At 66.4% G+C, this 24,495-nt stretch carries 19 protein-coding genes and 2 tRNA genes; 13 read left to right on the forward strand and 8 right to left on the reverse strand.

Annotation, left to right across the window (positions count from 1 at the left end; all coding sequences use genetic code 11):
* The first annotated feature begins 45 nt into the window (after positions 1-45).
* From AC3DET_RS08610 to AC3DET_RS08650, 9 genes are all read left to right on the forward strand, one after another.
* Positions 46-2,610: a TonB-dependent receptor gene (locus tag AC3DET_RS08610; RefSeq protein WP_337731110.1), complete on the forward strand. Its 2,565-nt coding sequence runs from the start codon at positions 46-48 to the stop codon at positions 2,608-2,610.
* Between the two features lie 127 nt (positions 2,611-2,737).
* A complete protein-coding gene (locus AC3DET_RS08615) occupies positions 2,738-3,229 on the forward strand; it encodes a CinA family protein (RefSeq protein WP_142124366.1) in 492 nt (163 codons plus the stop codon).
* A gap of 31 nt (positions 3,230-3,260) precedes the next feature.
* Positions 3,261-4,946 carry an ABC1 kinase family protein gene (locus AC3DET_RS08620; RefSeq protein WP_488391358.1) on the forward strand — a complete coding sequence of 562 codons (1,686 nt, stop codon included), beginning with the start codon at positions 3,261-3,263 and terminating at the stop codon, positions 4,944-4,946.
* 48 nt (positions 4,947-4,994) lie between these two features.
* Positions 4,995-5,636: a transcriptional repressor LexA gene (gene lexA, locus AC3DET_RS08625; RefSeq protein ID WP_337731107.1), complete on the forward strand. Its 642-nt coding sequence runs from the start codon at positions 4,995-4,997 to the stop codon at positions 5,634-5,636.
* A gap of 193 nt (positions 5,637-5,829) precedes the next feature.
* Complete coding sequence (recA, locus tag AC3DET_RS08630) at positions 5,830-6,864, forward strand: recombinase RecA (RefSeq protein WP_192201519.1); 1,035 nt, start codon at positions 5,830-5,832, stop codon at positions 6,862-6,864.
* A 30-nt stretch (positions 6,865-6,894) separates the two neighbouring features.
* Positions 6,895-7,410: a recombination regulator RecX gene (gene recX, locus AC3DET_RS08635; protein WP_446538627.1), complete on the forward strand. Its 516-nt coding sequence runs from the start codon at positions 6,895-6,897 to the stop codon at positions 7,408-7,410.
* A gap of 93 nt (positions 7,411-7,503) precedes the next feature.
* On the forward strand, positions 7,504-10,155 hold the full coding sequence (gene alaS, locus AC3DET_RS08640; RefSeq protein ID WP_488391359.1) for an alanine--tRNA ligase: 2,652 nt from the start codon (positions 7,504-7,506) through the stop codon (positions 10,153-10,155).
* A 150-nt stretch (positions 10,156-10,305) separates the two neighbouring features.
* Positions 10,306-10,515, forward strand: a complete 210-nt coding sequence (csrA, locus tag AC3DET_RS08645; protein WP_142124622.1) for a carbon storage regulator CsrA — start codon at positions 10,306-10,308, stop codon at positions 10,513-10,515.
* A gap of 76 nt (positions 10,516-10,591) precedes the next feature.
* Positions 10,592-10,684 (forward strand) — tRNA-Ser (locus tag AC3DET_RS08650).
* 119 nt (positions 10,685-10,803) lie between these two features.
* On the opposite strand, the gene AC3DET_RS08655 is transcribed toward AC3DET_RS08650, so the two are convergent.
* Positions 10,804-10,880: transfer RNA gene (locus AC3DET_RS08655), tRNA-Arg, on the reverse strand.
* A 260-nt stretch (positions 10,881-11,140) separates the two neighbouring features.
* Here AC3DET_RS08655 and AC3DET_RS08660 point away from each other — a divergent pair.
* Entirely contained in the window at positions 11,141-12,715 is a 1,575-nt protein-coding gene (locus AC3DET_RS08660) for a right-handed parallel beta-helix repeat-containing protein (protein ID WP_192201516.1), read from the forward strand.
* 234 nt (positions 12,716-12,949) lie between these two features.
* Positions 12,950-14,347, forward strand: coding sequence for a TIGR03013 family XrtA/PEP-CTERM system glycosyltransferase (locus AC3DET_RS08665; RefSeq protein WP_192201515.1), 1,398 nt, complete (start codon positions 12,950-12,952; stop codon positions 14,345-14,347).
* Positions 14,348-14,372: 25 nt separating this feature from the next.
* Here the strand turns inward: AC3DET_RS08665 and AC3DET_RS08670 are convergent, their stop codons facing one another.
* A complete protein-coding gene (locus tag AC3DET_RS08670; RefSeq protein WP_488391360.1) occupies positions 14,373-15,290 on the reverse strand; it encodes a glycosyltransferase family 2 protein in 918 nt (305 codons plus the stop codon).
* On the opposite strand from AC3DET_RS08670, the gene AC3DET_RS08675 reads away from it, so the two are divergent.
* Positions 15,289-16,308 (forward strand): polysaccharide deacetylase family protein, encoded by a 1,020-nt coding sequence (locus AC3DET_RS08675; RefSeq protein ID WP_488391361.1) that lies wholly within the window; start codon positions 15,289-15,291, stop codon positions 16,306-16,308. The two genes, AC3DET_RS08670 and AC3DET_RS08675, sit on opposite strands and share 2 nt — an antisense overlap.
* Before the next feature lie 30 nt (positions 16,309-16,338).
* Here the strand turns inward: AC3DET_RS08675 and AC3DET_RS08680 are convergent, their stop codons facing one another.
* From AC3DET_RS08680 to AC3DET_RS08695, 4 genes are read right to left on the reverse strand one after another with little or no spacing between them, the layout of a single operon-like run.
* The gene (locus AC3DET_RS08680; protein WP_488391362.1) at positions 16,339-17,394 is read right to left on the reverse strand and encodes a GNAT family N-acetyltransferase; all 1,056 of its coding nucleotides are present in this window, start codon (positions 17,392-17,394) and stop codon (positions 16,339-16,341) included.
* Between the two features lie 3 nt (positions 17,395-17,397).
* Positions 17,398-18,378, reverse strand: a complete 981-nt coding sequence (gene nadE, locus AC3DET_RS08685) for an NAD(+) synthase (RefSeq protein ID WP_192201511.1) — start codon at positions 18,376-18,378, stop codon at positions 17,398-17,400.
* Entirely contained in the window at positions 18,375-19,883 is a 1,509-nt protein-coding gene (locus AC3DET_RS08690; RefSeq protein WP_488391363.1) for a class I adenylate-forming enzyme family protein, read from the reverse strand. The genes nadE and AC3DET_RS08690 overlap by 4 nt, the downstream gene beginning before the upstream one ends.
* A gap of 21 nt (positions 19,884-19,904) precedes the next feature.
* Positions 19,905-20,153: an acyl carrier protein gene (locus tag AC3DET_RS08695; RefSeq protein WP_142124353.1), complete on the reverse strand. Its 249-nt coding sequence runs from the start codon at positions 20,151-20,153 to the stop codon at positions 19,905-19,907.
* A 141-nt stretch (positions 20,154-20,294) separates the two neighbouring features.
* Between AC3DET_RS08695 and AC3DET_RS08700 the strand changes: the two genes are divergently transcribed.
* On the forward strand, positions 20,295-21,509 hold the full coding sequence (locus tag AC3DET_RS08700; RefSeq protein WP_488391364.1) for a PQQ-dependent sugar dehydrogenase: 1,215 nt from the start codon (positions 20,295-20,297) through the stop codon (positions 21,507-21,509).
* A 10-nt stretch (positions 21,510-21,519) separates the two neighbouring features.
* Here AC3DET_RS08700 and AC3DET_RS08705 read toward each other — a convergent pair whose 3' ends face one another.
* Both AC3DET_RS08705 and asnB read right to left on the reverse strand, forming a co-directional pair.
* Positions 21,520-22,464, reverse strand: a complete 945-nt coding sequence (locus tag AC3DET_RS08705; protein ID WP_488391365.1) for a methyltransferase domain-containing protein — start codon at positions 22,462-22,464, stop codon at positions 21,520-21,522.
* 34 nt (positions 22,465-22,498) lie between these two features.
* The gene (gene asnB, locus AC3DET_RS08710) at positions 22,499-24,481 is read right to left on the reverse strand and encodes an asparagine synthase (glutamine-hydrolyzing) (RefSeq protein ID WP_488391366.1); all 1,983 of its coding nucleotides are present in this window, start codon (positions 24,479-24,481) and stop codon (positions 22,499-22,501) included.
* Positions 24,482-24,495: the final 14 nt, after the last annotated feature.

Here is a 24,495-nt window from a genome sequence, read left to right on the forward strand (position 1 = left end):
CACACAAGCACCCGTCGCCAGCACATGACCCTTGGAGGGGAGAACATGGTCACCGCATCGCCCAGGCACAAAGCGCTTTCACTTGCCGTCTTCGCCGCGCTCTGCGCCAGCTCGCATGCGTATGCGCAGCAGGCCGCACCCGCGGCAGAGGAAGAACCCACCACCCTGGCGACCATGACGGTCACCGCGCAGAAGCGCGAGGAGGCCATGCAGGACGTGCCGATCGCGGTGACGGCGGTGTCCGAACAGCTTCTGCAGGACACCGGCGTGCGCGACATCAAGGACCTGCAGGTCCTCGTGCCCGGCCTGACTGTCACCAGCACCCAGAGTGAAGCCATCACCACCGCCCGTATCCGCGGCGTCGGTACGGTGGGCGACAACGTCGGCCTGGAATCATCGGTCGGCGTGGTGATCGATGGCGTGTACCGTCCGCGCAACAGCGTCGGCTTCGGTGATCTGGGGCAACTTGAACGCATCGAGGTGTTGAAGGGGCCGCAGGGCACGGTGTTCGGCAAGAACACCTCGGCCGGCGTCATCAATGTGGTGACCCGTCGCCCGAGCTACACGCAGAGTGCGGAAGGCGAGGTCACGGTCGGCAACTACGGCGCGATCGGCGTGTCCGCCAGCTACAACGACGCGCTGGGCGAAGCGGGTGCATTCAACATCTATGCGGCCAAGCGCAAGCGCGACGGCTGGATGGATGTCCGCACGGGCAACGGCCCACGCCAGGAAACCGACGACAACGACCAGAACTTCCACACAGTGCGTGGCAAGCTGTTGCTGGAGCCCTCGGAGAACCTGGAAATCCTGGTGTCCGGTGACTTCACCAGCCGTGAGGAAAACTGCTGCGCGGCGGTGCAGACCACCGTGGGTGCCACGGCCGCGATCCTCAACGCCCTGGTCGGGGGCAAGGCGGTTGCCGCGCCGGGCGACGATCCGTTCGACCGCGTGGCCTACAGCAACCGTCCGACCACGCAGGACATCAAGGAAAACGGCGTGGCGGTCGAGGTTAACTGGGATTCGTCCTGGTTCGGTGGCGCCACGCTGACATCGATCACCGCACAGCGCGAGTGGGAGGCAATCAACGGCCTGGACTACGATTTCAGCACGGCCGACATCCTGTACCGCGTGGCAGACGAGGACGAGTCCTTCACCGGCTTCAAGACCTTCAGCCAGGAGTTCCGCCTGACGGGCGGCAACGACCACATCGACTGGATGGTCGGTGCGTTCTACACCGACGAGGACCTGGACCGTACCGAAACCTATCGCATCGGCTCGCACTACGAGCCCTATCTGTCGGTTGCGCTGCTGTCGATCATCAATCCGGCCCTGGGCCAGTCGCCGACCGCGCCGCTGTTCCTGTCGCAGGCGACGGGCCGCCCGTTCGGCACCGTGTTCGCCGGCCTGGGGGCGCTGGATACCTACGAGCAGAGCGCCAAGAGCACGGCGCTGTTCACCAACAACACCTGGCACGCCACGGATGCGCTCGACCTTACCCTGGGCCTGCGCTACACCCGCGAGAAGAAGACGCTGGTGTCGAACTACAGCAACCCCAACGGCGGTGCGGGCTGCGGCGCGATGCTGGCCAACCAGGCCGGCGTCGTGGGTGCGCTGATGGCGCGCGGCCTGTCGCAGGCGCAGGCGGTGGCTGCGGCGCCGACGGTGGTCGGCTACGGCTGCCTGCCGTGGGCCAACCCCCTGCACAACGCGCCCACGCGCGACACGGTGCAGGAGCGTGAAGAGAAGGAATGGTCCGGCACGCTGAAGGCGGCATACCGCTGGAACGAGCACGTCATGACCTACGGTTCGTTCGCGCGCGGCTACAAGGGCGGCGGCTTCAACCTCGATCGCGTGCAGTCGTCCAACGGCCTGTCCAGTGGCGGCACGGGCATCCTGCCGGTGCTCGACACTTCGTTCGCAGGCGAGTTCGTGGACAGCTACGAGCTGGGCGCCAAGACCACGTGGCTGGATGGCAACCTGTTGCTGAACGCCACCCTGTTCCACCAGAAGTACGAGGACTTCCAGCTCAACAGCTTCCTCGGCACCAGCTTCGTGGTGCGCTCGATCCCGGAAGTCACTTCGCAGGGTCTGGATGCCGAGCTGATGTGGCAACCGCGCTCGATCCGCGGCCTCATGCTGCAGGGCGGCCTGATGTACGCCGACACGCAGTATGGCGACAGCATCCCGGGCGGGGATTTCGTGGCGCCCACGGGTGCGCTGTACAAGCTGCCCGGCGCGCAGATGAGCTTCGCGCCGAAGTGGTCCGGTTCGGCGTCGCTGACCTACGAATGGGACGTCGGCAGCCTGATGGCGCGCTTCAACATCGGGGCCAAGTACGTGTCCAAGTACAACACCGGTTCCGATCTGGATCCGGAGAAGATGCAGGATGCCTACGCCGTGGCCAACGCACGGTTCGGCATCGGCGCGCAGGACCAGCGCTGGATGCTGGAGTTCTGGGGCACCAACATCACCGACGAGGACTACGTGCAGGTCGGCTTCGATGGGCCGCTGCAGAATGTTTCGCCGGCGCCGAACAACCCGTTCAACACCTTCAATGCGTTCCTCGGCGCACCCCGCATGTATGGCGTGACCCTGCGCGTGCGTTACTGATCCCCTTCGCAGAACATCGCGAACGGCCCGCCTCCCAGGCGGGCCGTTTTCTTTTGGGGCGGCATGGCGGGGCGACAGCGCCGGACAAATCGGCTACAACACGCACGCCCCCCAGCCGGAACCGATGATGTCCGTCCCCACCGATGAAGAACTGCGCGTCCTGGCCCACCGTCTGGGCGAACGCCTCAGGCAGGGCCGCGATCATCTGGTCACGGCGGAAAGCTGCACGGGGGGCTGGATCGCCAAGTGCGTCACCGATATCGCCGGCTCATCGGACTGGTTCGATTGCGGCTTGGCGGCGTACAGCTACGAAGCCAAGCAGGCCCTGCTGGGCGTGCGGCCGCAGACGCTGGAGACGCATGGCGCGGTCAGCCGCGAGACGGTGATCGAAATGGTGTCCGGCGCACTGGTGAGTTCGGGTGCCAGCGTCGCGGTCGCCGTGACCGGCATTGCCGGCCCGGGCGGCGGTAGCGCGGACAAGCCGGTGGGTACGGTCTGGATCGGCTGGAAGCGGCGGGGCGGCTATGCGCGCGCCGAGGTTTTCCAGTTTTCGGGTGATCGCGATGCCGTGCGCCGGCAGACGGTAGCGACCGCGCTCGACGGGTTGGAAAGGCTGTGATCGCGGTTATCCGCCGCGGAGGAATGCGGTGATGTGGGAAACGCTGGGCACGGTGCGCGATCTGGGCCGATTGCAGGAAATCGCGTCGGTACTGATCCGCTGGGGCTTCGGCGATGTCGTCAAGCGCATCGGCATGGCTGGCGTGCTGGAGAAGGCGGGGCGCCTGCTGCACTGGCAGGCGGTCGAGGAAGGGCGCCTGCGCATGGACGTGCCTGCGCGGCTGCGTTGCACGTTGCAGGACCTGGGGCCCACGTTCGTGAAGCTGGGCCAGGTGATGGCCACCCGGGTAGACCTGTTGCCGCCCACGTGGATCGACGAACTCTGCCGGTTGCAGAATGCCGTGCCTGCGTTGCGATGGGAGGACGTGCTGCCGCAACTGCGCGAAGACCTGGGGGCGGATCCCGAAGCGGTCTTCGACCGGATCGAGCAGGAGCCCCTGGCTGCCGCCTCACTGGCCCAGGCACACCGCGCGTGGCTGGCCGACGGCAGCGCGGTGGTGCTGAAAATACGCCGCCCCGGCATCCGCGACACGGTGGAAGCCGATCTCCGGCTGCTGAAACACCTGGCCGTCATCGTCGAGAAGAATCTTCCCGAACTGCGCCGCTACCATCCCCAGCGCATCGTGCAGCAGTTCAGCGCCTCGCTGCGCCGCGAGCTGGATTTCGCTGCGGAATGCCGCAATGCCGAGCGCATCGCGCAGAATTTCGCCGGCCGCGAGGACATCGTGATCCCGCGCGTTTACTGGGAGTGGACCTGCGAGCGGCTCAACGTGCAGGCCTGCCTGGACGGCATTCCCGGGCGCGACCTCGCCGCCGTGGATGCGGCGGGGCTGGACCGCAGGCAGCTCGCGCGCACCGGGGCGGGGATCGTGCTCAAGATGGTGCTGGAGGACGGTTTCTTCCACGCTGATCCGCACCCCGGCAACATCTTCTACATGCCGGACGGTGCCATTGGCGTGATCGATTTCGGCATGGTCGGGCGGGTCACCGAGCAGCGCCGATTCCAGATCGTGCGCCTGCTGCATGGCCTGGTCGCACACGACCCGGAAGCCGTGGCGGAAGTCCTGTCCGACTGGACCGAGGAAAACAACGACGTCGACGAACTGCGCTTGCAGGAGTCCGCCGGTGCCTTCGTCGACCAGTATCGCGGCGTGCCGCTGAAGGACCTGCGCATGGGTGCCATGCTCGGCGACGTCACCGCGATGCTGCGCGAGCACGGCCTCAGCCTGCCCGCGGACCTGGCGTTGATGATCAAGGCGTTCCTGACCCTGGAAGGTATGGGGCGCCAGCTCGACCCGGATTTCGACATGGCCAGCGAAGCGCGCCCCTACCTGGAGCGCGCCATGCTGGAGCGTTATGCGCCCGATGTCCTGGTAAGGCGCGGACGACGGACGTTGTCCGGGCTGGTGGACCTGTTGCGCGACATGCCGCGCGACGTGCATCGGCTGCTGCAGTCGGCCCGGCGCGGCAAGCTGCAGATGCACATCGAGGTCGATACGCTCAAGGTGTTTGGCGAGCAGGTTGACCGGGCTGCCAACCGCCTGACGATGGGCATCATCACGGCCGCCCTGATCATCGGTTCGTCGATCGTGATGAACAGCGTGGGCGGAGGTGTTTCCAACCGGTGGCTGATGGCGCTCGGCGTGCTGGGTTTCCTCGGCGCCGCGCTGTGCGGTGTGTGGATCCTGTTCTCAATCCTGCGCAGCGGGAGGCGCTAGCGCTCCCCTGGTTGCGAATCGGCGAAGTTAGTAGTATTACTACTAACCATGGACCTGACCGATACCCAGCACGCCATCCTCGCCCTGATTGCCGAACGGCTGGAAGCCGAGGGCATGCCGCCGTCGCAGGCGGAAATCGCCAAGGCCTTCGGCTTCAAGGGCGTGCGTGCCGCCCAGTACCACCTGGAGGCGCTGGAACAGGCGGGGGCCATCGAACGGGTCCCCGGCCGCGCGCGCGGCATCCGCCTGCTCAAGGCGCCGTTGCCCCCCCAGTCGGACCTTGCGTTTCCCGCCGCCAATGAAGACGGCCTGCGTGTCCCGGTACTGGGGCAGGTAGCGGCGGGTTCGCCGATCGGCGCGGACGCAGGGCACCACGATTACGTGCTGCTGGATCGCGCCTTCTTCGCACCCGCGCCGGACTACCTGCTGAAGGTCAAGGGTGATTCGATGCGCGACGAGGGCATCTTCGACGGTGATCTGATCGGGGTGCACCGCACGCGCGACGCCCGTTCCGGCCAGATCGTAGTGGCGCGGATCGACGACGCCATCACCGTCAAGCTCTTGAAGATCGGCAAGGACCGCATCCGTCTGCTGCCACGCAATCCCGACTATGCCCCCATCGAGGTGCTGCCCGACCAGGACTTCGCCATCGAAGGCCTGTACTGCGGGCTGGTGAGGCCGAACCGGTGACGCATGGCGCTAGATCGGTCGAGATGCCTTCCTGCATCGAAGCACGGTGTTTCCCGACCTCCCACTGCGGCGAGCGCCGATCCCCGCAGCCCCCGCGAGCAACTAATTTCTCCCATGCCCGTTCCGTCGCAGCCTGTGCGATGGCCGCTCCCCACACTGATCGCACCTGACCACCTTGACTAGGACCACGACAATGGATGAGAACAAGAAGCGCGCCCTTTCCGCCGCACTGACCCAGATCGAGCGCCAGTTCGGCAAGGGCTCGGTGATGCGCATGGGGGACCGGGTCATCGAGCCCGTGGAAATCATCCCCACCGGCTCGCTGATGCTGGACATCGCCCTGGGCATCGGCGGACTGCCGCGTGGTCGTGTGGTGGAGATCTACGGTCCGGAATCCTCGGGCAAGACCACGCTGACCCTGCAGGCCATCGCCCAGTGCCAGAAGCAGGGCGGCACGGCTGCATTCATCGACGCCGAGCATGCGCTGGACCCGATCTACGCCGCCAAGCTCGGCGTGAACGTGGATGACCTGCTGCTGTCGCAGCCGGATACCGGCGAACAGGCGCTGGAAATCGCCGACATGCTGGTGCGCTCCGGATCCATCGACATCGTGGTCATCGACTCCGTCGCGGCGCTGACCCCGAAGGCTGAAATCGAGGGCGAGATGGGCGACCAGTTGCCCGGCCTGCAGGCGCGCCTGATGAGCCAGGCCCTGCGCAAGCTCACCGGCAACATCAAGCGCTCCAACACCACCGTCATCTTCATCAACCAGTTGCGCATGAAGATTGGCGTGATGATGCCCGGCCAGAGCCCGGAGACCACCACCGGCGGCAATGCACTGAAGTTCTACGCCTCAGTCCGCCTGGACATCCGCCGCATCGGTGCCATCAAGAAGGGCGACGAGATCATCGGCAACCAGACCAAGATCAAGGTGGTCAAGAACAAGCTGGCGCCGCCGTTCAAGCAGGTCGTCACCGAGATCCTCTACGGCGAAGGCATCAGTCGTGAAGGCGAACTGATCGACATGGGCGTGGAAGCCAAGCTGGTGGAGAAGGCGGGCGCCTGGTACAGCTACGGCAGCGAGCGCATCGGCCAAGGCAAGGACAATTCCCGTACCTTCCTGCGCGAGAACCCCGCCATCGCCGCCAAGCTCGAAGCCGAACTGCGTGAGAAGTTCCAGCCGGCTGAAGCGCAGCGCGAAGAAAGTGCGGACAACGACGGCGAATAAGCATCGCGGCAGGTCAGATGGGCGCGTGTCGTGGTCGATGAAGCAGGAGATGCACCGGGGGCGGGACGCCGCCGTCGCAAGCCGGTCGAGCAGACACCCCTGCAGCGCGCACTCGGACTCCTGACCCGTCGGGAGCATTCCCGGCGGGAGTTGTCCCGAAAATTGACGTCCCGTGGAGTGGAAGCGGCCGATGTGCGATCGGCCGTGGACCGGTTGGCAGGTGAGGGCTGGCAGAGCGACACGCGCTTTGCGGAGGCCCTTGTCCGCAGCCGGGCCTCGGGTGGTTATGGTCCGCTACGGATCAGGGCTGAGCTGTCCACGCATGGGCTGGACCGTGAGGCAGTGGCGGCGGCCATGGCCACCTTCGATGGCGACTGGACCGAAGCGGCGTGCGACCTCGTCCGCCGTCGTTTCGGTCCAGCCCGCCAGATCGACCAGGCTCAACGGCGCAAGATCGCTGATTTCCTGATCCGGCGCGGCTTCGATGGTGCCGCCATCCGTGCCGCAAGTCGGCTGGAGGCGGAGGACTGGGACGGAGCGGCCTGATAATCTAGGGCATTGGGTTGCTTCCACCCTGCCGCACCCGCATGTAGCGGAGAGCGCGGCGCGGTGATGCGCCTTCCAGCCAATGCCTGCCAGATGACCACTCCCAATACCTTCAGCACCCGCCAGATCCGCCAGGACTTCCTCGATTTCTTTGCCGGGAAGGGCCATACCATCGTGCCGTCTGCCTCACTCGTGCCCGGCAACGACCCCACGCTGCTGTTCACCAATTCCGGCATGGTGCAGTTCAAGGACGTCTTCCTGGGCGCGGAGAAGCGGAGCTACGTACGCGCCGCCGACGTGCAGCGCTGCCTTCGCGCAGGCGGCAAGCACAACGATCTGGACTCAGTCGGCTATACGGCCCGCCATCACACCTTCTTCGAGATGCTGGGCAACTGGTCCTTTGGCGATTACTTCAAGAAGGAAGCCATCGGCTGGGCGTGGGAATTGCTGACCGAGGTCTGGAAGCTGCCCAAGGACCGCCTGCTGGTCACGGTGTATCACACCGATGACGAAGCCTACGACCTGTGGCATGACATGATCGGCCTGCCCGCTGAACGCATCGTGCGCATCGGCGACAACAAGGGCGCCCCTTACGCATCGGACAATTTCTGGCAGATGGCCGATACCGGCCCCTGCGGTCCCTGCACTGAAATCTTCTACGACCATGGCGACCACATCGCGGGTGGTCCTCCGGGCTCGCCGGATGAAGATGGTGATCGCTATATCGAGATCTGGAACAACGTCTTCATGCAGTTCGACCGGCAACCCGACGGCACGCTGATACCGCTGCCGGCCCCCTGTGTCGATACCGGCATGGGACTGGAGCGCCTGGCGGCCGTGCTTCAGCATGTCCACACGAATTATGAGATCGATCTGTTCCAGGGCCTGATCCGCAAGGCGTCCGAGCTGACCGGCACGGCCGACCTCGAGAACAAGTCGTTGCGCGTGATCGCGGACCATATCCGCGCCTGCAGCTTCCTCATCGTCGATGGCGTGCTGCCTTCCAATGAAGGGCGCGGTTACGTGCTGCGCCGGATTATCCGCCGCGCGCTGCGCCATGGCTGGATGCTGGGCGTGCGGCAGTCGTTCTTCCACAGGATGGTAGGCACGCTGTCGGACCTGATGGGCGATGCCTATCCCGAACTGCCCGCCGCTCGCGAGCTCGTCGAGCGCGCACTCAAGGCCGAGGAGGAGCGCTTCGCCGAGACCCTGGATTCGGGCATGCGCATCTTTGACGATGTGGCTTCTCGCGTCACCGATGGCGTGATCCCGGGCGTCGATGCGTTCCGGCTCTATGACACCTATGGCTTCCCCGTCGACCTGACCGCGGATATCGCGCGCGAGCGTGGGTTGACCGTGGATATGGCGGGTTTCGATGCCGCGATGGAGCAGCAGCGCGAAACCGCGCGTGCCGCCGGCAAGTTCACCTCGACGACCGGCCTGCCTGCCGACCTGGTGGCGCAGCTTTCGCCTACTGGATTCCTGGGTTACGACCAGCTTGATGCCGGCGGCCTGGAGATTGTCGCGCTGCTCAAGGATGGGCGCCCGGTGCAGGCGGTGCAGGCGGGTGACGAGGCCGTTGTCATCCTGGACCGAACCCCCTTCTACGCGGAATCCGGTGGCCAGGTCGGCGACACCGGCGTGCTGGCCGAGCAGGGTGTCGAGTTCGATGTCGCGGACACGCTCAAGTTCGCTGGCCAGTTCCACGGCCACGCAGGTCGCGTCGCGAAGGGTTCGTTGAAGGTGGGTGACCACGTCGTGGCGTCGGTGGATGCGGCGCGTCGCGCCAGCACCATCCTCAATCACTCCGCCACGCACCTGTTGCATGCGGCACTGCGCGAAGTGCTGGGCACCCATGTGCAGCAGAAGGGATCGCTGGTCGCGCCGGATCGCCTGCGCTTCGACTTTTCCCACTTCCAGCCGATGACGCCCGCGGAGCTGGCCGAGATCGAGCGCCGCGTCAATGCGCAGATCCGTGCCAACAACGAGGCCGAAGTGCATCACATGGGCATGCAGGAGGCGCTGGATTTCGGTGCCATGGCCCTGTTTGGCGAAAAATATGGCGAGAACGTGCGTGTGCTGAAGATGGGCGGCTATTCCACGGAGCTGTGTGGCGGCACCCACGTCGGACGCACGGGTGACATCGGCCTGTTCAAGCTGGTCGGTGAAAGTGGCGTATCCGCAGGGGTGCGGCGCATCGAGGCGGTGACAGGGCAGGGTGCCCTGGATTACGTGGCGGATGAGGAACGCCGGCTGTCCGAAGCTGCAGGCCTTCTGGGCGGGAACGCCAGCGAAGTGGTCGAGAAGATCCGGGCCCTTGCCGACAGGCAGAAGAAGCTCGAGCGCGAACTGGAGTCCCTGAAGGCAAAGGCGGCCTCCAGCGCCACGTCCGACCTGGCAGGGGGGGCGGTCGATATCGCGGGCGTCCGCGTACTCGCGTCACGGCTGGAAGGCTTTGACGCCAAGGCGCTTCGCGATGCCGTGGACCGCCTGAAACAGCAGCTGGGTGACGCCGTGATCGTCCTCGCCGGCACTGCGGACGGCAAGGCCGCACTGGTGGCGGGCGTGAACGGTGCCGCAACCGGCCGGGTCAAGGCGGGGGAACTACTGTCACATATCGCCGGTCAGATCGGGGGCAAGGGCGGTGGTCGCCCGGACCTCGCCCAGGGTGGTGGTGAGGACGGGCCCGCCCTTGCTGCGGCCCTTGAGGGCGTTCCGGCATGGGTCCAGCGACGCCTCGCCTGACCCGTCAAGGGGTCATTCAGCGCTTGCGGCCGTGTGCCTCCGGCCGCTACCATGCTTTAGGTTCATGAATGTACCAGGAAGCTGTCGGCCGGTTTTCACAAGGCTGGCGCGCCCCCGGCACTATCCTTTGCCGGATTACGGAGAAGAAACATGTTGATCTTGACCCGCCGTGTCGGCGAAACCCTGATGATCGGCGATTCGGTCACGGTGACCGTGCTTGGCGTGAAAGGCAACCAGGTGCGTATCGGTATCACCGCGCCCAAGGATGTGGCCGTGCATCGCGAAGAAATCTACCAGCGCATCCAGCGCGGCGAAGAGATCGCTTCGCCTGCAGGGTCTGAAAACGTCACTTCGGAGTGAATTTGTTTGCCGCCTGCGCGGTGAGCCGCTATCCTAGGCGGCCGCTGCAGCATGGCTGCAACGTGCGACAAAAACCGGAGTGATGCCCGAGTGGCCGAAGGGGCTCCCCTGCTAAGGGAGTATAGGGTCAAAAGCCTTATCGAGGGTTCGAATCCCTCTCACTCCGCCAGTTGATGAAAGAAGCCCCGCAATGCGGGGCTTCTTTTTGTCCGCATGAGAGCTGGAACGATGCTCCTCTTATCGCGGACGAAAAAAAACAGGCTGACCTAAGTCAGCCTGTTTCGAAAATGGCGCGCCCGGAGAGATTCGAACTCCCGACCGCCTGGTTCGTAGCCAGGTACTCTATCCAGCTGAGCTACGGGCGCGTTTCGTTAGAAGCGGAATTTTGCACGAACGAATTTCACCCGTCAATAACCTGATGGAAAGATTCCTTGGGCACGACGTCTGCGGCCGCCTTCGGCGGTCCTTCGCGTACTCGAAGGCAGATCCGATCACCGAAATGGGGCGCGCGTCTCATCCGCAGCGCTTAATGAAGGTCCGGATTAGCAGGCTGTTCACGCCCGCGTCGGGACAATGATCGGGCAGGGGAAACAACAGAACGCGAGCAATCGCGGGAGTCCATTTGATGCATTTCTCAAAACCCTTGCTTGGGCTGGGGCTGCTGGCGGCTGTCCCCTTGAGCGCGGCTGCCGCGACTTACAACGTCGGCCCGGGGCGCACCTATACGCAGCTCACGACCCTCTTCAGCAGCGTCAATCTGGCGCCTGGCGACATCGTCGAAGTGGACGGCAATGCGACCTACGCCGGCAATATCGTGGTGGGCAGCGATGACAGCGGTACCGAAGCCAGCCCGGTGACGATCAGGTGGCGCCGTGTCGCCGGGGCAACCCGGCCGGTGCTTTCGGGGGGCACCCATACCATCAAGTTCGAGCAGTCGAACCACGTCGTGCTGGAAGGCTTCGAGGTGACCGGCGGAACGAGCTCCTGCATTTTCAGCGAAGCCCACAACGCCACGGTACGCGATGCCTACGTGCATGACTGTCCCTCGCACGGCATCCTGGGCGCCGACCAGAACTCCGGTTCGTTCACGCTCGAATACAGCGAGATCGCCCGCTCGGGTCAGGGTGACCGCCGGCACGCGATCTACATGCAGTCCGACGAAGTGGCCTATCCGGACACCGTCTTCAGGATGCGCTACAACTACGTGCACAGCGCCACGGGTGGCGTGCTGGTGCGCGTGCGCCACCAGCGTGCCGAAATCCACTACAACTGGATCGAGGGGTCGGACCTGCACGAAGTCGAGCTGATCGGGCCCGACTGCGAGACGCAGAAGTCCGGCTGGACGGCGGATCTCCGGCGCGAAGACGCCGAGCTCGTCGGCAACGTCATCATCCATCGTTCGACGAGTCGTTCGGGCAATGCGCTGCGCATTGGCGGCGATCTCAACGGACGCAACCAGGGGCGCACGCGCCTGGTGAACAACACCATCCTGATGGACCGCTCCGGCACAGCGAACGCCGTGCTGGTCCAGTTGGGACAGGGCTCGCTGGAGATGCACAACAATGTGATCTATCAGCCGGCAGCGGGCAGTGCGCCCAGCATCGTCCGCGAGAATCCGGCCAGCAATGTCGACACGCCGTACTGTGGTCCGCAGAGCAGAGAGCCCTGGTCGGATGGCCGCAAGGTCGCCGGCTCCAACAACTGGGTGCAGACGGCGGCGGCGATGGTGCCGACGGAATGGACGGGCACGCTGCGCGGCAACGACCCGATGTTCGTCGATCTGGCGCAGCGCAACCTTCGTCCGCGCGCGGGCAGTCCCCTGTTGAACGCGGGCAACAATACGCCCGTGACGCCAACCGCTTTCCCGTTCCCGTCGCCGCAGCTGCTGCCGGCCTTCGATCCGCCGTTGCGGACCAAACTCGCGATGGGCGATGCGCACGCCCGTCTTCTGCTGGAGAACCGCATCGACGTGGGGGCGTTCGAACAGTTCGACATCGACCAGGTCTCCGACCCGATCCGGGTGAATGGGTCGCAACCGTTGATCCCCTCACGCGCGTCCGGAGCGGCGGCACAGCCGGTGACCGCGTCCCAACCGGCCATTGCCACCCCTGCGCCGGCCACGCTGCCGGCGGTCCGCGAGCGGCCGCGCTGGCGGCAGGCGCCCGCTGCACGTTACCGAAGGGGCGTTGTCCGCCGCTGACGCGCGGCCGTTTTCCCCTGTTGCGACCAGAGGCCGCCCTTCGGGGCGGCCTTTTTTCGGTCCCGTGTCCGGCACTGGCGGAAAGTCACGTTCGAGGAGGTGTGTCGGAAGTAAGAAGACGTACCGGCGCCAGAGCGATGGTTTTCCCGGGAAGGGATGGCCGCGTGGCGACGGAATGAAACGTATCGCGGTACGGGCCGAGGGTGCTGGCCGGTACGGCAGCAGGGGGCGTCGATGAAGGCAGCGCACAAGAGCCGCAAGGACCGGGTGATCCGGTTCCTGTGGTTGGGGGAAGTCGTCGTACTGTTCGCAGCCGTGATGGCGGCGGCGTGGATCCGCTTCCACACGGATCCGGAATACCAGGTGATGTTCCTGGAACAGACGCCGTGGCGCGCGGCACTGGTGGCCTTGGCCATCACCGGCTCCATGACCGCCTTCGGCCTTTACCAGACCCACGTCCGGCACTCCCGCATGGACTTCGTCCTGCGCCTGGCGCTCTCGTTCGCGTTTGGCGGCATCGCGCTCGTCGTCCTGTATTACCTGGTGCCTCCTGCGTATCTCGGTCGCGGCGTGCTGGCCATCTCGCTGGGCATCGGAGTGGTTGGCATCGTGCTGGTCCGCATCGGGTGGGTGCGGGTGTTCCATTCGGACGTCCTGAAGCAGCGCGTCCTGATTCTCGGTGCAGGCCGCAATGCGGACCTGATCAATTCCTGCATGCGGCGCCGCTCGGACCGTCGCACGTTCTCCGTCGTGGGATTCGTGCCGGTGCCGGGCCAGCCCGTGCTGGTACGCGAGGACATGCTGGTCCACATGGGGGATGAAGGGCTGCATGCCCTGACCGAACGCCTGCTGATCGACGAGTTGGTCATCGCGCCCGACGAACGTCGCGGCGGGCTACCCATGGAGCAGATGCTCCAGTGCGTACAGCAGGGGATATCCGTGGTCGACCTGTCCAGCTTCTTCGAACGCGAAGCGGGCATGGTGCAGCTCAACGCGGTGGACCCGTCGTGGCTGGTGTTCTCGGGGGGCTTCGATTACTCCACGCCACGTCGCCTCAGCAAGCGCTTCTTCGACCTGCTGGCGGCGGGCGCGCTGTTGCTGGTGAGCTGGCCGCTGATGGTCCTGGTGGGCCTTGCTGTCTGGCTCGAATCGGGCGGGCCTGTCTTCTACAGCCAGACACGCGTCGGCGAGCGTGGGCGGCACTTCACGCTGACCAAGTTCCGCAGCATGCGGGTGGATGCCGAGAAGGGCGGCGTCGCGATCTGGGCCAGCAAGGATGACGACCGCAGCACGCGGGTGGGACGCTTCATCCGCAAGACGCGCCTGGACGAACTGCCGCAGCTCATCGCGGTGCTTCGCGGCGACATGAGCTTCGTGGGGCCGCGACCGGAGCGCCCGCATTTCGTCGACATGCTCAACGATGAAGTGCGTTATTACGGCGTGCGGCACAGCGTCAAGCCCGGTCTGACCGGGTGGGCGCAGCTGCGCTACCCCTACGGTGCATCGGTGCGCGATGCGGAAGAGAAACTCAAGTTCGATCTGTTCTACGTCAAGAACCATGGTCTGGTGTTCGACGTGATGATCCTGCTGCAGACCGTAGAGGTCGTGCTGTTCGGCCGCGGCGCGCGCTGAGCGGCCGCGCATGCGGAAGGGAAATTCAACCGGCCGGGAGCAGTCCGCGCAGGAAGCGTTTCAGGCCGAACGGCAACAGGGCCAGGATTTCGCGACGCTGTCCCCTGTCCCGCGAGAGCTGCCAGGCGCGGCTGGCCAGTCTGCCGCCCGCAACCCAGCGGCGGCGTATCAGCATGCCGCGCGCATTGCGCAGGTAGGTGCCGGCAAGCGCGGCGTCCAGTTCGCCGTCGTCAAGCGTGCCGCGGGCACCGGCGACAGCGGCTTCGACCACGCGGACATAGTCGTCGTACGTGCTGCTCGCCGCCGACAGGCCATCATGGCCCCGCATCGCGCGCACCAGTGCCAGTTCGACGACACCGATCGGCCAGTGACGTGCGACCCTCAGGTGGAATTCGAGATCCTCGGCAGTGCGCAATGCCTCATCGAACCCGCCCAGCTGGTCCACCACCTGCCGGCGGAGCATGACCGATGCGGGAATCAATGCGGGATTGTGCAGCAGCCATCGCAGCGCCCAGCCATCCTCGCGGATCACCTCGCGGCGGTGGAAGACGTCGATGTGCCGGTAGTCGCCATCGATGCGCTCGACGTCGCAGACGACCATGCCGAAGTCCGGCCTGGATTCGAGGAAGGCCACCTGCAGCGCGGTCTTTTCCGGCAACCACTCGTCGTCGCTGTCGAGCAAGGCGAGATAGCGTCCACGGGCGAGGCGGAGGCCATGGTTGCGTGCGGCCGATACGCCTGCGTTGGATTGCCACACGTGCTTCACGCGTTCACCGTAGCGCGCCTGCAGTATGTCGGCGGTGCCATCGGTGGAGCCGTCGTCCACCACGATGATCTCGTCGACGCGGTGGGTCTGCGCCAGCACGGAATCGATGGCGCGCGGCAACAGGTCCCGACGGTTGTACGTCGGTATAATCACTGAAACTTCGATGTCGGGCGCCATGCTGAAGGACGTCTCCAAGAAGCTGTTGTACACGAGCGGGTTGCTCGGCCTCTATCACCGGCTGCGCAACGCCGACAGCCTGACGGTGGTGATGTTCCATCGTACCTTGAGTCCGGACGATCCGCGCTGGGCGACCTGCGATCCCGACTACACGCTGGCCACGCGCTGGCTTGAACAGTCGCTGGCGTTCTTCCGCCGCCACTACAGCGTGGTATCGCTGGAGCAGGTGCTGGCGTCGCGCAGGACAGGCGCGCCCCTGCCGCCAAGATCCCTATTGATCACCTTCGACGACGGCTGGGCCGACAATGCCCACTACGCACTTCCCGCGTTGAAGCGGGCGGGCTTGCCGGCGCTGCTGTTCGTGGTGGCGGATGCGGTGGGAACCCGGCAGCCTTTCTTCCAGGAACGCCTCATCGGCGCCTGGCGACGCGGAGCGCTGGGTGTGCGCGAACTGGCAGCTGCGTTGCCGGCTGGCGAGGCGCCAGGGGCCCAGGTCGATGAGACCATCGGCGCCCTGCGCGAGGTGATCGCGCGCCTCGAGGCATTGGAGGCGGATGTTCGCGCGCGCGTACTGGAGCCTTTCACGGCGCGGCTCGATGACGGGCACCGCCACATGGTCACTGCCGAGGAACTGCATCAGCTTGAAGCCGGGGGCGTTGCCCTGGGCCTGCATGGCAAGACCCATACACCGATGAGGCTTGCGGCTGATCTGGATGCGGAACTTGCCGGCGCACGTACAGCGCTCGCCCAGCATCTGGGGCAGACGCATGCCAGTGCGGAGTCGATGTCGTTTCCCCATGGATCGTTCGATGCCGCCATCGCGCAGCGGGCGCGGGAAGCCGGTTACGAATTGCTGTTCACCAGCGTGCCGGTACTGAATCCCACGACGCCGGGCGTCGGCTGGCTGCTGGGCCGGACCGGTTTCGAAACCGACGCGGTGGTCGATGGCAAGGGACGGTTCCGCGAAGACTGGCTGGCCCTGTACCTGTTCCGCCGACAGGCGCGCCGCCTGGCCTGACGCTGTCAGGCACGGGAGCCACTGCGCGCGTTATTCGTCTTCGTCCGCCGAGGTCAGGAACAGCGAGGCGGCGGCTGCCGGTTCGCCTGACGAGCTCCAGCGCGTGAACACCGGCCTGCGTCCGCGCTCGACGAAATGCAGCGCCTGCCATCCCGCGCGTTGCGCGTCCGAGTTGCACATCTCCACCGAGACAGCCGCGCAGCCCAGCGTACGCGCGGCACGAAGCAGCTCGCCCACGTGCATGGCCGCCATGCCGTTGGCGCCGTCGAGAGACCAGAAGTCGCGCACATGCAGCGTGCCCTCGATGCGCTGCACGGCGAACCAGGCCTGCAGGGCACGGTCCCGTGCGCGCTTCACCAGCAGGTAGCGGGTGGTCGCCAACGGAGATTCGTCGAAGCGCCAGCGCAGATGGCCGACATCGCGTACCGCCATGACATCGTCGCCCTTGTGGGAGTCCGCCCACACGGCATCGATGCGGGCGTCGGCCTGGTCCGTCCATGCCGAGCGCAACGCCGGGCCGCGCAGGCGCGACCATGCATCGCGAAGCGCGACCACCCTGTCGGCGGCCCAGCCTGCGGGCGACGCGAGCCAGCCTGGCAGGCGGCTGCGAAGATAGTGGGCGTGGCGCAGCACGCGTGCGTAACGCACCAGATGCGCGGACTGGGCATACCCGATCCGCTTGAACACCGGGGCGGCCTTGGGATTCGGGAAGCCGTAGAGAACATCGAGCGCCTCACCCGCGGCCGCGATCAATCCCTGCTGCAACATCAGTGCGGGCCCCAGTGAACGATGCTGGGGCAGCACGGCGAGGTCCACGAGCACGCCCCCGCGCAGTTCCCGCCCCTGCCACACGAGGCGGCGCCTGCCTGCGGATGCCGTGCCCACGTGCGTCTGCGTCGGGACATCGAGCAGCAACTGCAACAGTGGCTCGCCATGCGGGCAGCGCAGGTAGAACCACTCGTACTTCGCGGTCATCCGGGCGTCCTGGCCCAGATTGCCACGCCACAACGACAGCACCGTCTCCCGGTCGCGCGCCGGATGGCCGGCTCCCACGAGGTACTGCGGCGGGGTGGGCATGGCGTTCATCGCTCAGTCCAGTTCGGGAACGTCGCCGGCCAACACCGGCGCCATGTGCAGATACTTCGTGGTGCGGCGCTTGTTGCGGACGTCGTCGTAGACGGCCTGCGCGTGCGCCGGCGTGATGCCCAGGGCGATGGCGAGCTCGCTGGCGGGGCGGCCATGGTTGAGCGCCCAGATGGCGAGATCCATCTGCTGGTAGGGCAGGGCGAAGTAGAACTCGTCCTGGCCCTGGCTCAGGCTGTAGGTGTCGGTGGTCGGGATCGCGGCGCAGACGCGCTCCGGCAGGCCGAGGTGGCGTGCCATGCCGTAGACCTGCGACTTGTACAGGTGCGCGATCGGCTTGACGTCGGCCGAGCCGTCGCCGTTCTTGACGAAGAAGCCCTGGTCGTACTCCACCCGGTTCGGCGTGCCGACGACGCCGTAGTTCAGGCGGTCGGCGTGGAAGTACTCCAACGTCTTGCGGATGCGCTGCTTGAAGTTGGTGGCGGCGACGATCGTCAGGTAGTCGGCCAGCGCGAGATCGCGCTCGTGCATGGCGCCATCCGGCGACTGCGCGATCAGGCGGAAGCGGTTGATGCGGCCTTCGGTGCCGCCGTCGATGACGATCTTGAACTTCCAGCCCTCGCCGTACTCGGGCAGGGTGTTGCGCACCGCTTCGTCGCGGGCGCGGTAGCAGCCGATCGCCGCCAGCGCAGGGGCGATGTCCACGGTCTCGGTCCGCACGCCGAGGTGCTCGGCCAGGATGCGCGCGCGCGCGGCGCTGTCGTCGGAGGAATCCTGTTCGGGCAGGATCAGCGTGAACACGCGGTCGGGGCCCAACGCGCGCACCGCGAGCGCGGCGCTGACCGAGCTGTCGATGCCGCCGGAGATCGCGACCACCAGGCCGCGCCGGTGCAGTTGGCGCGCGGTGATTTCGCGCAGGCGCGCCGCGATACGGTCGGCTTCGCTCTGGTAGTCGATGTCGAGGACATGGTGATCGAGCTGGCTCATGGTGTCGTGGTCTGCTCCGTCAGTTGGACGCGTCTTACCTTGCCGGATGCAGTCCGCGGCAGGGCTTCGACGAAGGTGATGTGTCGGGGAATCTTGTAGGCCGGCAGGCGTGCACGGCAGTGTGCCTTGATGCGGTCTTCCGCACGGGGGATGCATTCGTCCGCTACCACGAAGGCCTTGATGACCTGGCCCAGCGTGTCGTCGTCGATACCGACCACCGCCACTTCGCGGATGCCGGCAAGTTCTGCGATGACTTCTTCCACGTCGTTGGGGTGCACGCGGTGGGCACCGGTCTTGATCATGTCGCTGCGTCGGCCCTGCAGGAACAGATAGCCGTCGGCGTCGACATGGCCGAGATCGCCGGTATGCAGCCAGCCATCGCGCAGGACTGCCCCGGTGCCGGCGGGATGGTTCCAGTAGCCCTGCATGATGCCGGGCCCACGCACGCAGACTTCGCCTGCTTCGCCCGTCGAGGCGGGGCTGCCGTCCTCGCGCAGGATGCGCCACTGTGTATCCTGCACCGGGATGCCGACCGAGCCGCGCTTGTCGTCAAGCCGTTCCGGCGGGAGCCAGCTGATCCGCGATGTGGCTTCGGTCTGGCCGTACATCAGGAACAGGCGCGCATCCGGAAGCACGGCGCGGACACGGTCGGCCACGGCGGGCGCCATCGCACCTCCCGCCTGCGTCAGGTAACGCAGCGAAGACAGGTCGTGGCTGCGGCGCTCCAGCATGTCTATCAGCAACACGTAGGTGGACGGAACGCCGGAGAAGCCGGTCGCGCGGTGGCGCTGCAGCGCGTCGAGCACCTGGATCGGGAAGACCATGCCCGGGCCAAGCACGATGCACGCACCGCTGGCCAGGTGGGTATGCAGCACCGATGCGCCGTAGGCGTAGTAGAACGGCAGCACGCTGACGATCACGTCGTCGCGCGTCAGCTCCAGATAAGCGACGACGGCATCGGTGTTGGCGGCGAGATTGCCATGGCTCAGCATCACGCCCTTGGGCTCACCTGTCGTGCCCGAGGTGTAGAGCAGTTGTGCCAGCGTGTCGTCGGCATCGTCCTGCGGCCAGTCGTCGTCGCCCTCGGCACGTGGCAGGTCGTCGTCCGGGGACAGCGCGATCGCGCGTGGCATGGGGGCGGTGTCGTCCCATTGCGCCAGCGTCTGCTCCATGTCGCGATGGCCACTCTCATGCACCACGAAGCGCGCGCCGCAGTGGCGCAGCCAGGGCATGAAGTCGCGCGAGCGTGCCTGCGCATTCAGGGGCGCGGCGACGCCGCCGGCCAGCCAGATGCCATACAGCGCAACGGCGGCTTCGATCCTGTTCGGAAGCACCAGCGCCACGCGTTCGCCGGCCTGCAGGCCGGCCTCACGCAGGTGGTGCGCGAAGCCGGACGCTTGCGACCAGAAGCTGCCGTAGTCGATCGTGCGATCGCCCTCCACCATCGCGGTGCGTTGCGGCGTGGTACGTGCGATCCGCGCGAGTCGGGTGGCGAGGCGCTCCATGGCGACGGCGTACGGGACGGGTCAGCCGGCCAGCTTGCGCGAGACGAACGCGTCGACGGTCTGGATGGAATCGAAGTTGGCGGGAGTCATCTCCTCCGCCGCGATCTGCAGCTTGAACGCGTCCTCCAGGAAGAACACCAGCTCGTGGATCCCGGTCGAGTCGATGATGCCGCCCTGGATCAGCGAATCCTGATCGCCCACGGCGGAAGGGTCATCCGAGAAGAGAAAGTTCTGCAGGATGAAGGTTTTGATCTGCTGCTTCTGCGGCATGGTTTCCCCAACGCTTCTTGTTCCGTTGCTGCTCACATGAACGGCGGTTCCGCGTATCACCGGCCATCCGGATGAGGTGCTGGCCGCCGATCCGCCGGTGCTACCATCGCCGCCCAGTATCCGCGCCGACAGGAGTCCACGATGCGTTTCTCCCTGTGTCTGTTGGTCCTGGCGCTGGCGGCGTGCCGCCAGGCCGATCCCGTCGCCGCGCCCGCGGCGCCTCCCCGCTCGGTGCAGGATCCGGCGCCAACGGCCTACGCGTCGGAGAGGCAGGATTTCGTGGTGTCGGAACAGGTCGTTGGCCTCGACCATCCGTGGTCGCTCGCCTTCCTGCCCGGCGGCGGCATGCTGGTCACCGAACGGGCGGGGCGACTGCGCAGGATCGCCGCCGACGGCAGCGTGTCGGCACCCTTCACCGGGTTGCCCGAGATCTTCGTCGACGGACAGGCCGGCCTGCTGGACGTCGCACTGTCACCCGGTTACCCGCAGGACGGATGGGTCTACCTGGCCTTCGCCGAGCCCAATTTCCGCGGCAACAAGGCAGGGACTGCAGTCGTGCGCGGCAAGCTGCAGGGTGATGCGCTGGTCGAGTCGACCGTCGTGTACCGGCAGGAGCCCAAGCTCTCGCACGGCACCCATGTCGGCGCACGGCTGGTGTTCGACGACCAGGGCAACCTGTTCGTCACCCAGGGCGACAATCGCGTCGGTGCGGCCACGGCGCAGGAGCTGGACAAGCTCTCGGGCAAGATCGCGCGCATCCATCCCGATGGCACGGTGCCGGCCGACAATCCCTTCGTGTCGCGCGCAGGTGCCCGTGGCGAGATCTGGTCGTACGGGCATCGCAACGTGCAGGGTGCAGCCCTGCATCCCGTGACGCGCCAGTTGTGGGCCACCGAACATGGGCCCATGGGCGGCGATGAACTCAATCTGCCCAAAGCCGGCCTCAACTACGGCTGGCCCGTGATCACGCACGGGATCGACTACAGCGGCCGGCCCGTACCGGGTTCACAGGGCAAGGCGGCGCCCGGCATGGAGCAGCCCCATCACGTCTGGGCGAAGTCCCCCGGTCTCAGCGGCATGGCGTTCTACACCGGCGACGCGTTGCCGGGCTGGAAGGGCAACCTGTTCCTGGGCGCGCTGGCGGACAAGGCGCTGATCCGCCTGGAACTGGACGGCGACCGCGTGGTGCACGAAGAACGCCTGCTGACCGAACGCAACCAGCGGATCCGCGATGTGCGGCAGGGGCCGGATGGCGCGCTGTACGTGCTGGTGGATGCGCCGGCACCCGACGGCAAGCTGCTGCGTATCGCCCCTGCGCCCGCAACACCCGCACCGGCACAGGCTGCGTCGCAGTAGCGCGCGAGGGTCAGCCGGCCGCGCTCGCAGCCGGCTTGCGCGCGATGAAATCCACGCTGGTGATGCACAGCTGCTCGGCCGGGACGTGGGCGAACTGCGGGTGCACGGGCGTGCCGGCGAGCTGGCGCATGCGTTCGGGCCGCGTCGTGGACGTGTCCAGGTCGATGTCGAATCCATGCCGGCGCGCGCCTTCCACGAACCAGTGCGCGCGCAGGCGGTTCTGGTAGAGAAAGGCGTTGTTCCAGCGCTGCCACTGGTTGTCGGAATATTTCAGGTAGTGCAGCTGGTGGATGCTGCGGTCCACGTACGCGTAATGGTCGCCGCAATTGACCGAATGGAACATCAGGCCGCGCGGCGACAGGATCCGCATGGATTCGGCATACATCGCATCGATCACATCCGGCGGCACGTGTTCGAGCACGCTGTTCGAGAACACCACATCGACATCGCCGTCCGGAAGCGCGGTGCGGGTGGCATCCGCCGGCGAGCGGTAATGGATCACGCCGCCACTGGCGGCGTCGAGGTCGGCACCCGCGCGCAGGCGGTCGAGCAGCTGCCGATGGCGCTGTTCGACGTCGGCGAGCGGAACTCCGGCGGCCGTGGCGATGCGGTCGAGGAAACGGCCGAGCACGTCCGCACAGCGCAACGTCAGCTCCATGCGCAGGTGCGGGTTGAGATCGTACGTGGTCACGCGTGCGGCACCTGCCAGATAGCAGGCGAACGGGAACGTGGGGTACCACCCGGTACCGATCTCGAAGCAGCGGACGCCGGGCAGCACCACGCCGGCGCCGCGCAGGTGGCCGATCATGATTTCCCAGTCGTCCACCTTGGTCGCGAGTTCACCGTCGAAATCGCGCAGGCCGCCGAAGCGGCGCTGCAGGTGGAAGTGCAGCCCGTGCCCACCGGGCAGCGCGCCGAGAATTTTCTGGATGGTGCCCTTGACCCGCCAATCCATGCCTTGATCCCCTCGAGATGTCCGAGTGTGCGTCCTACGCGACCGCGCCGGAAGGTTGTGCCGCCGGGAGGGGCGACAAGCGCGCCTCGACGGTCTGGCGGTGCACCAGCATCGTGGAAAGGATGCCCACGAATGCCTGGTTGTCGGCAAAGCCCGTCGCCCGTCCAAGCCGGCACTTCTCCACCAGCCGCGATACCGGCGCGGGGTCGAAATAGCCGGCATCGCGGATCGCATCGGGCGACAGCAGGTCGGCGACGTAGTCCAGCGGCTTGCCGTCGAAAAAGAAGCTCTGGCTGTCCGGTGCGCGGTACGGCTGCTTGGTCCGCTGCACGATATCCGGCGGCAGCAGTTCCGCCAGGGCGCGCCGCAGCAGGTACTTTTCCGTCATGCCGCGGATCTTGAAGCTGGGCGGCAGGCGGTTGGCGAACTCGATGACGCGATGGTCGAGGTACGGGAAACGGCCCTCGATCGAGTTCGCCATCGCCACCCGGTCGCCCTGCGAGGACAGCAGGTAGCCGGCCAGCAGCGACTTGGCTTCCACGTACTGGTCGCGCGCGAGATCGCTCCATCGCGCGATGTCCGGCGGCAGCGTGTGCTCGTACGCCTCCAGCGGGTCCCAGTGCGCGGCCGTGGTCCGAAGGTCCGGCGACAGGAAGGCGAAGGCGCGCTGCGAGGTGGTCCAGCGGGGCACGTGCGCGAAGATCGGCCGGTGGAGGTGCTCCATGCCCTGGCCGAAGAACGATTGCGCGAACGCGGGACTGCTCACCGGCGAGTTCTGCAGGTAGCCGTACAGCTTCTCCAGCAGGCGCGGTCGCAGGCGCGAACCGGGCTGGCGCGCCCAGAAGCGTCGCACCTTGGCTTCCTTGAACAGGTCGTAGCCGCCGAACACTTCGTCGGCGCCTTCGCCGGTCAGCACGACCTTGTAGCCGTGCTGGCGCACACTGCCGGCCAGCAGCATCAGCGGGACGGGCCCGGTGCGCAGCACGGGTGTTTCCGTGTGGCGGATCAGGCGCGGAAACGCATTGCCGATGTCGCGGCGCGTGCACATCAGCGTGGTGTGGTCGGTGCCAAGGTGCCGCACCATCGCCTGCTGGTGCGCGCTTTCGTCGAACTCGCCATCCTCGAACGCCACCGAGAACGTGCGTACCGGCGTGTCGGTGAAGCCGCGGATCAGGGCGACGATGCCGGAGGAGTCGAGGCCGCCGCTGAGGTAGGCGCCCACCGGAACGTCGGCACGCAGCTGCAGGCGCACCGCATCGACCAGCAGTTCGCGCAGCTCCGCCGTGGCCTGCTCCAGCGTGAGCGGGTACCGTGAAGGCGATGTCGCGTCCGCGTCGGGGAACGTCCAGTCCCAATAGCGGCGCAGGTGCTGGCGCCCGTCGCGCTCCACCGTCAGCACATGCCCCGGTGGCAGGCTCTGCACGCCCTGGTAGAGCGTCTCCGGATCCACCGGCGCCCAGTAGGTCAGCGTCTGCAGCAACGCCTGCGGCTCGAGGTGCGCGCACTCCGGCAGTACCGCCAGCAGCGATTTCACTTCGGAAGCGAACCACAGGCGACCGCGCTGGCGGGTGTAGTACAGCGGACGGATGCCGGCGCGGTCGCGCGCCAGCACCAGGCGCTGGCGTTCGCTGTCCCACAGGGCGATGGCGAACTGGCCGTTGAGGTGATGGACGAAATCCTCGCCGTAGCGGTCGTACAGGTGCACGATCACCTCGGTGTCGGACTGCGTGTAGAACACGTGGCCCTTGTCCTCCAGCATCCTGCGCAGTTCGACGAAGTTGAATATCTCCCCGTTGAACACCGTCCACACGGTGCGGCGCGGATTGTGGATGGGCTGGTCGCCGGTAGACAGGTCGATGATCGACAGGCGCGCGTGTGCCAGTCCGATACTCGGCGCGGCGTGGAAACCGAAGCCGTCCGGGCCGCGGTGCGCCAGTGGCTGGATCATCCGCTCCAGCCAGGGCCGCGCCTCTGCCGAGACGACGCTGGGACCCATGAAACCCGCGATTCCGCACATGTGCTGCTTCCCCT

The organism is Pseudoxanthomonas sp. 97-1-1 (assembly GCF_057773125.1).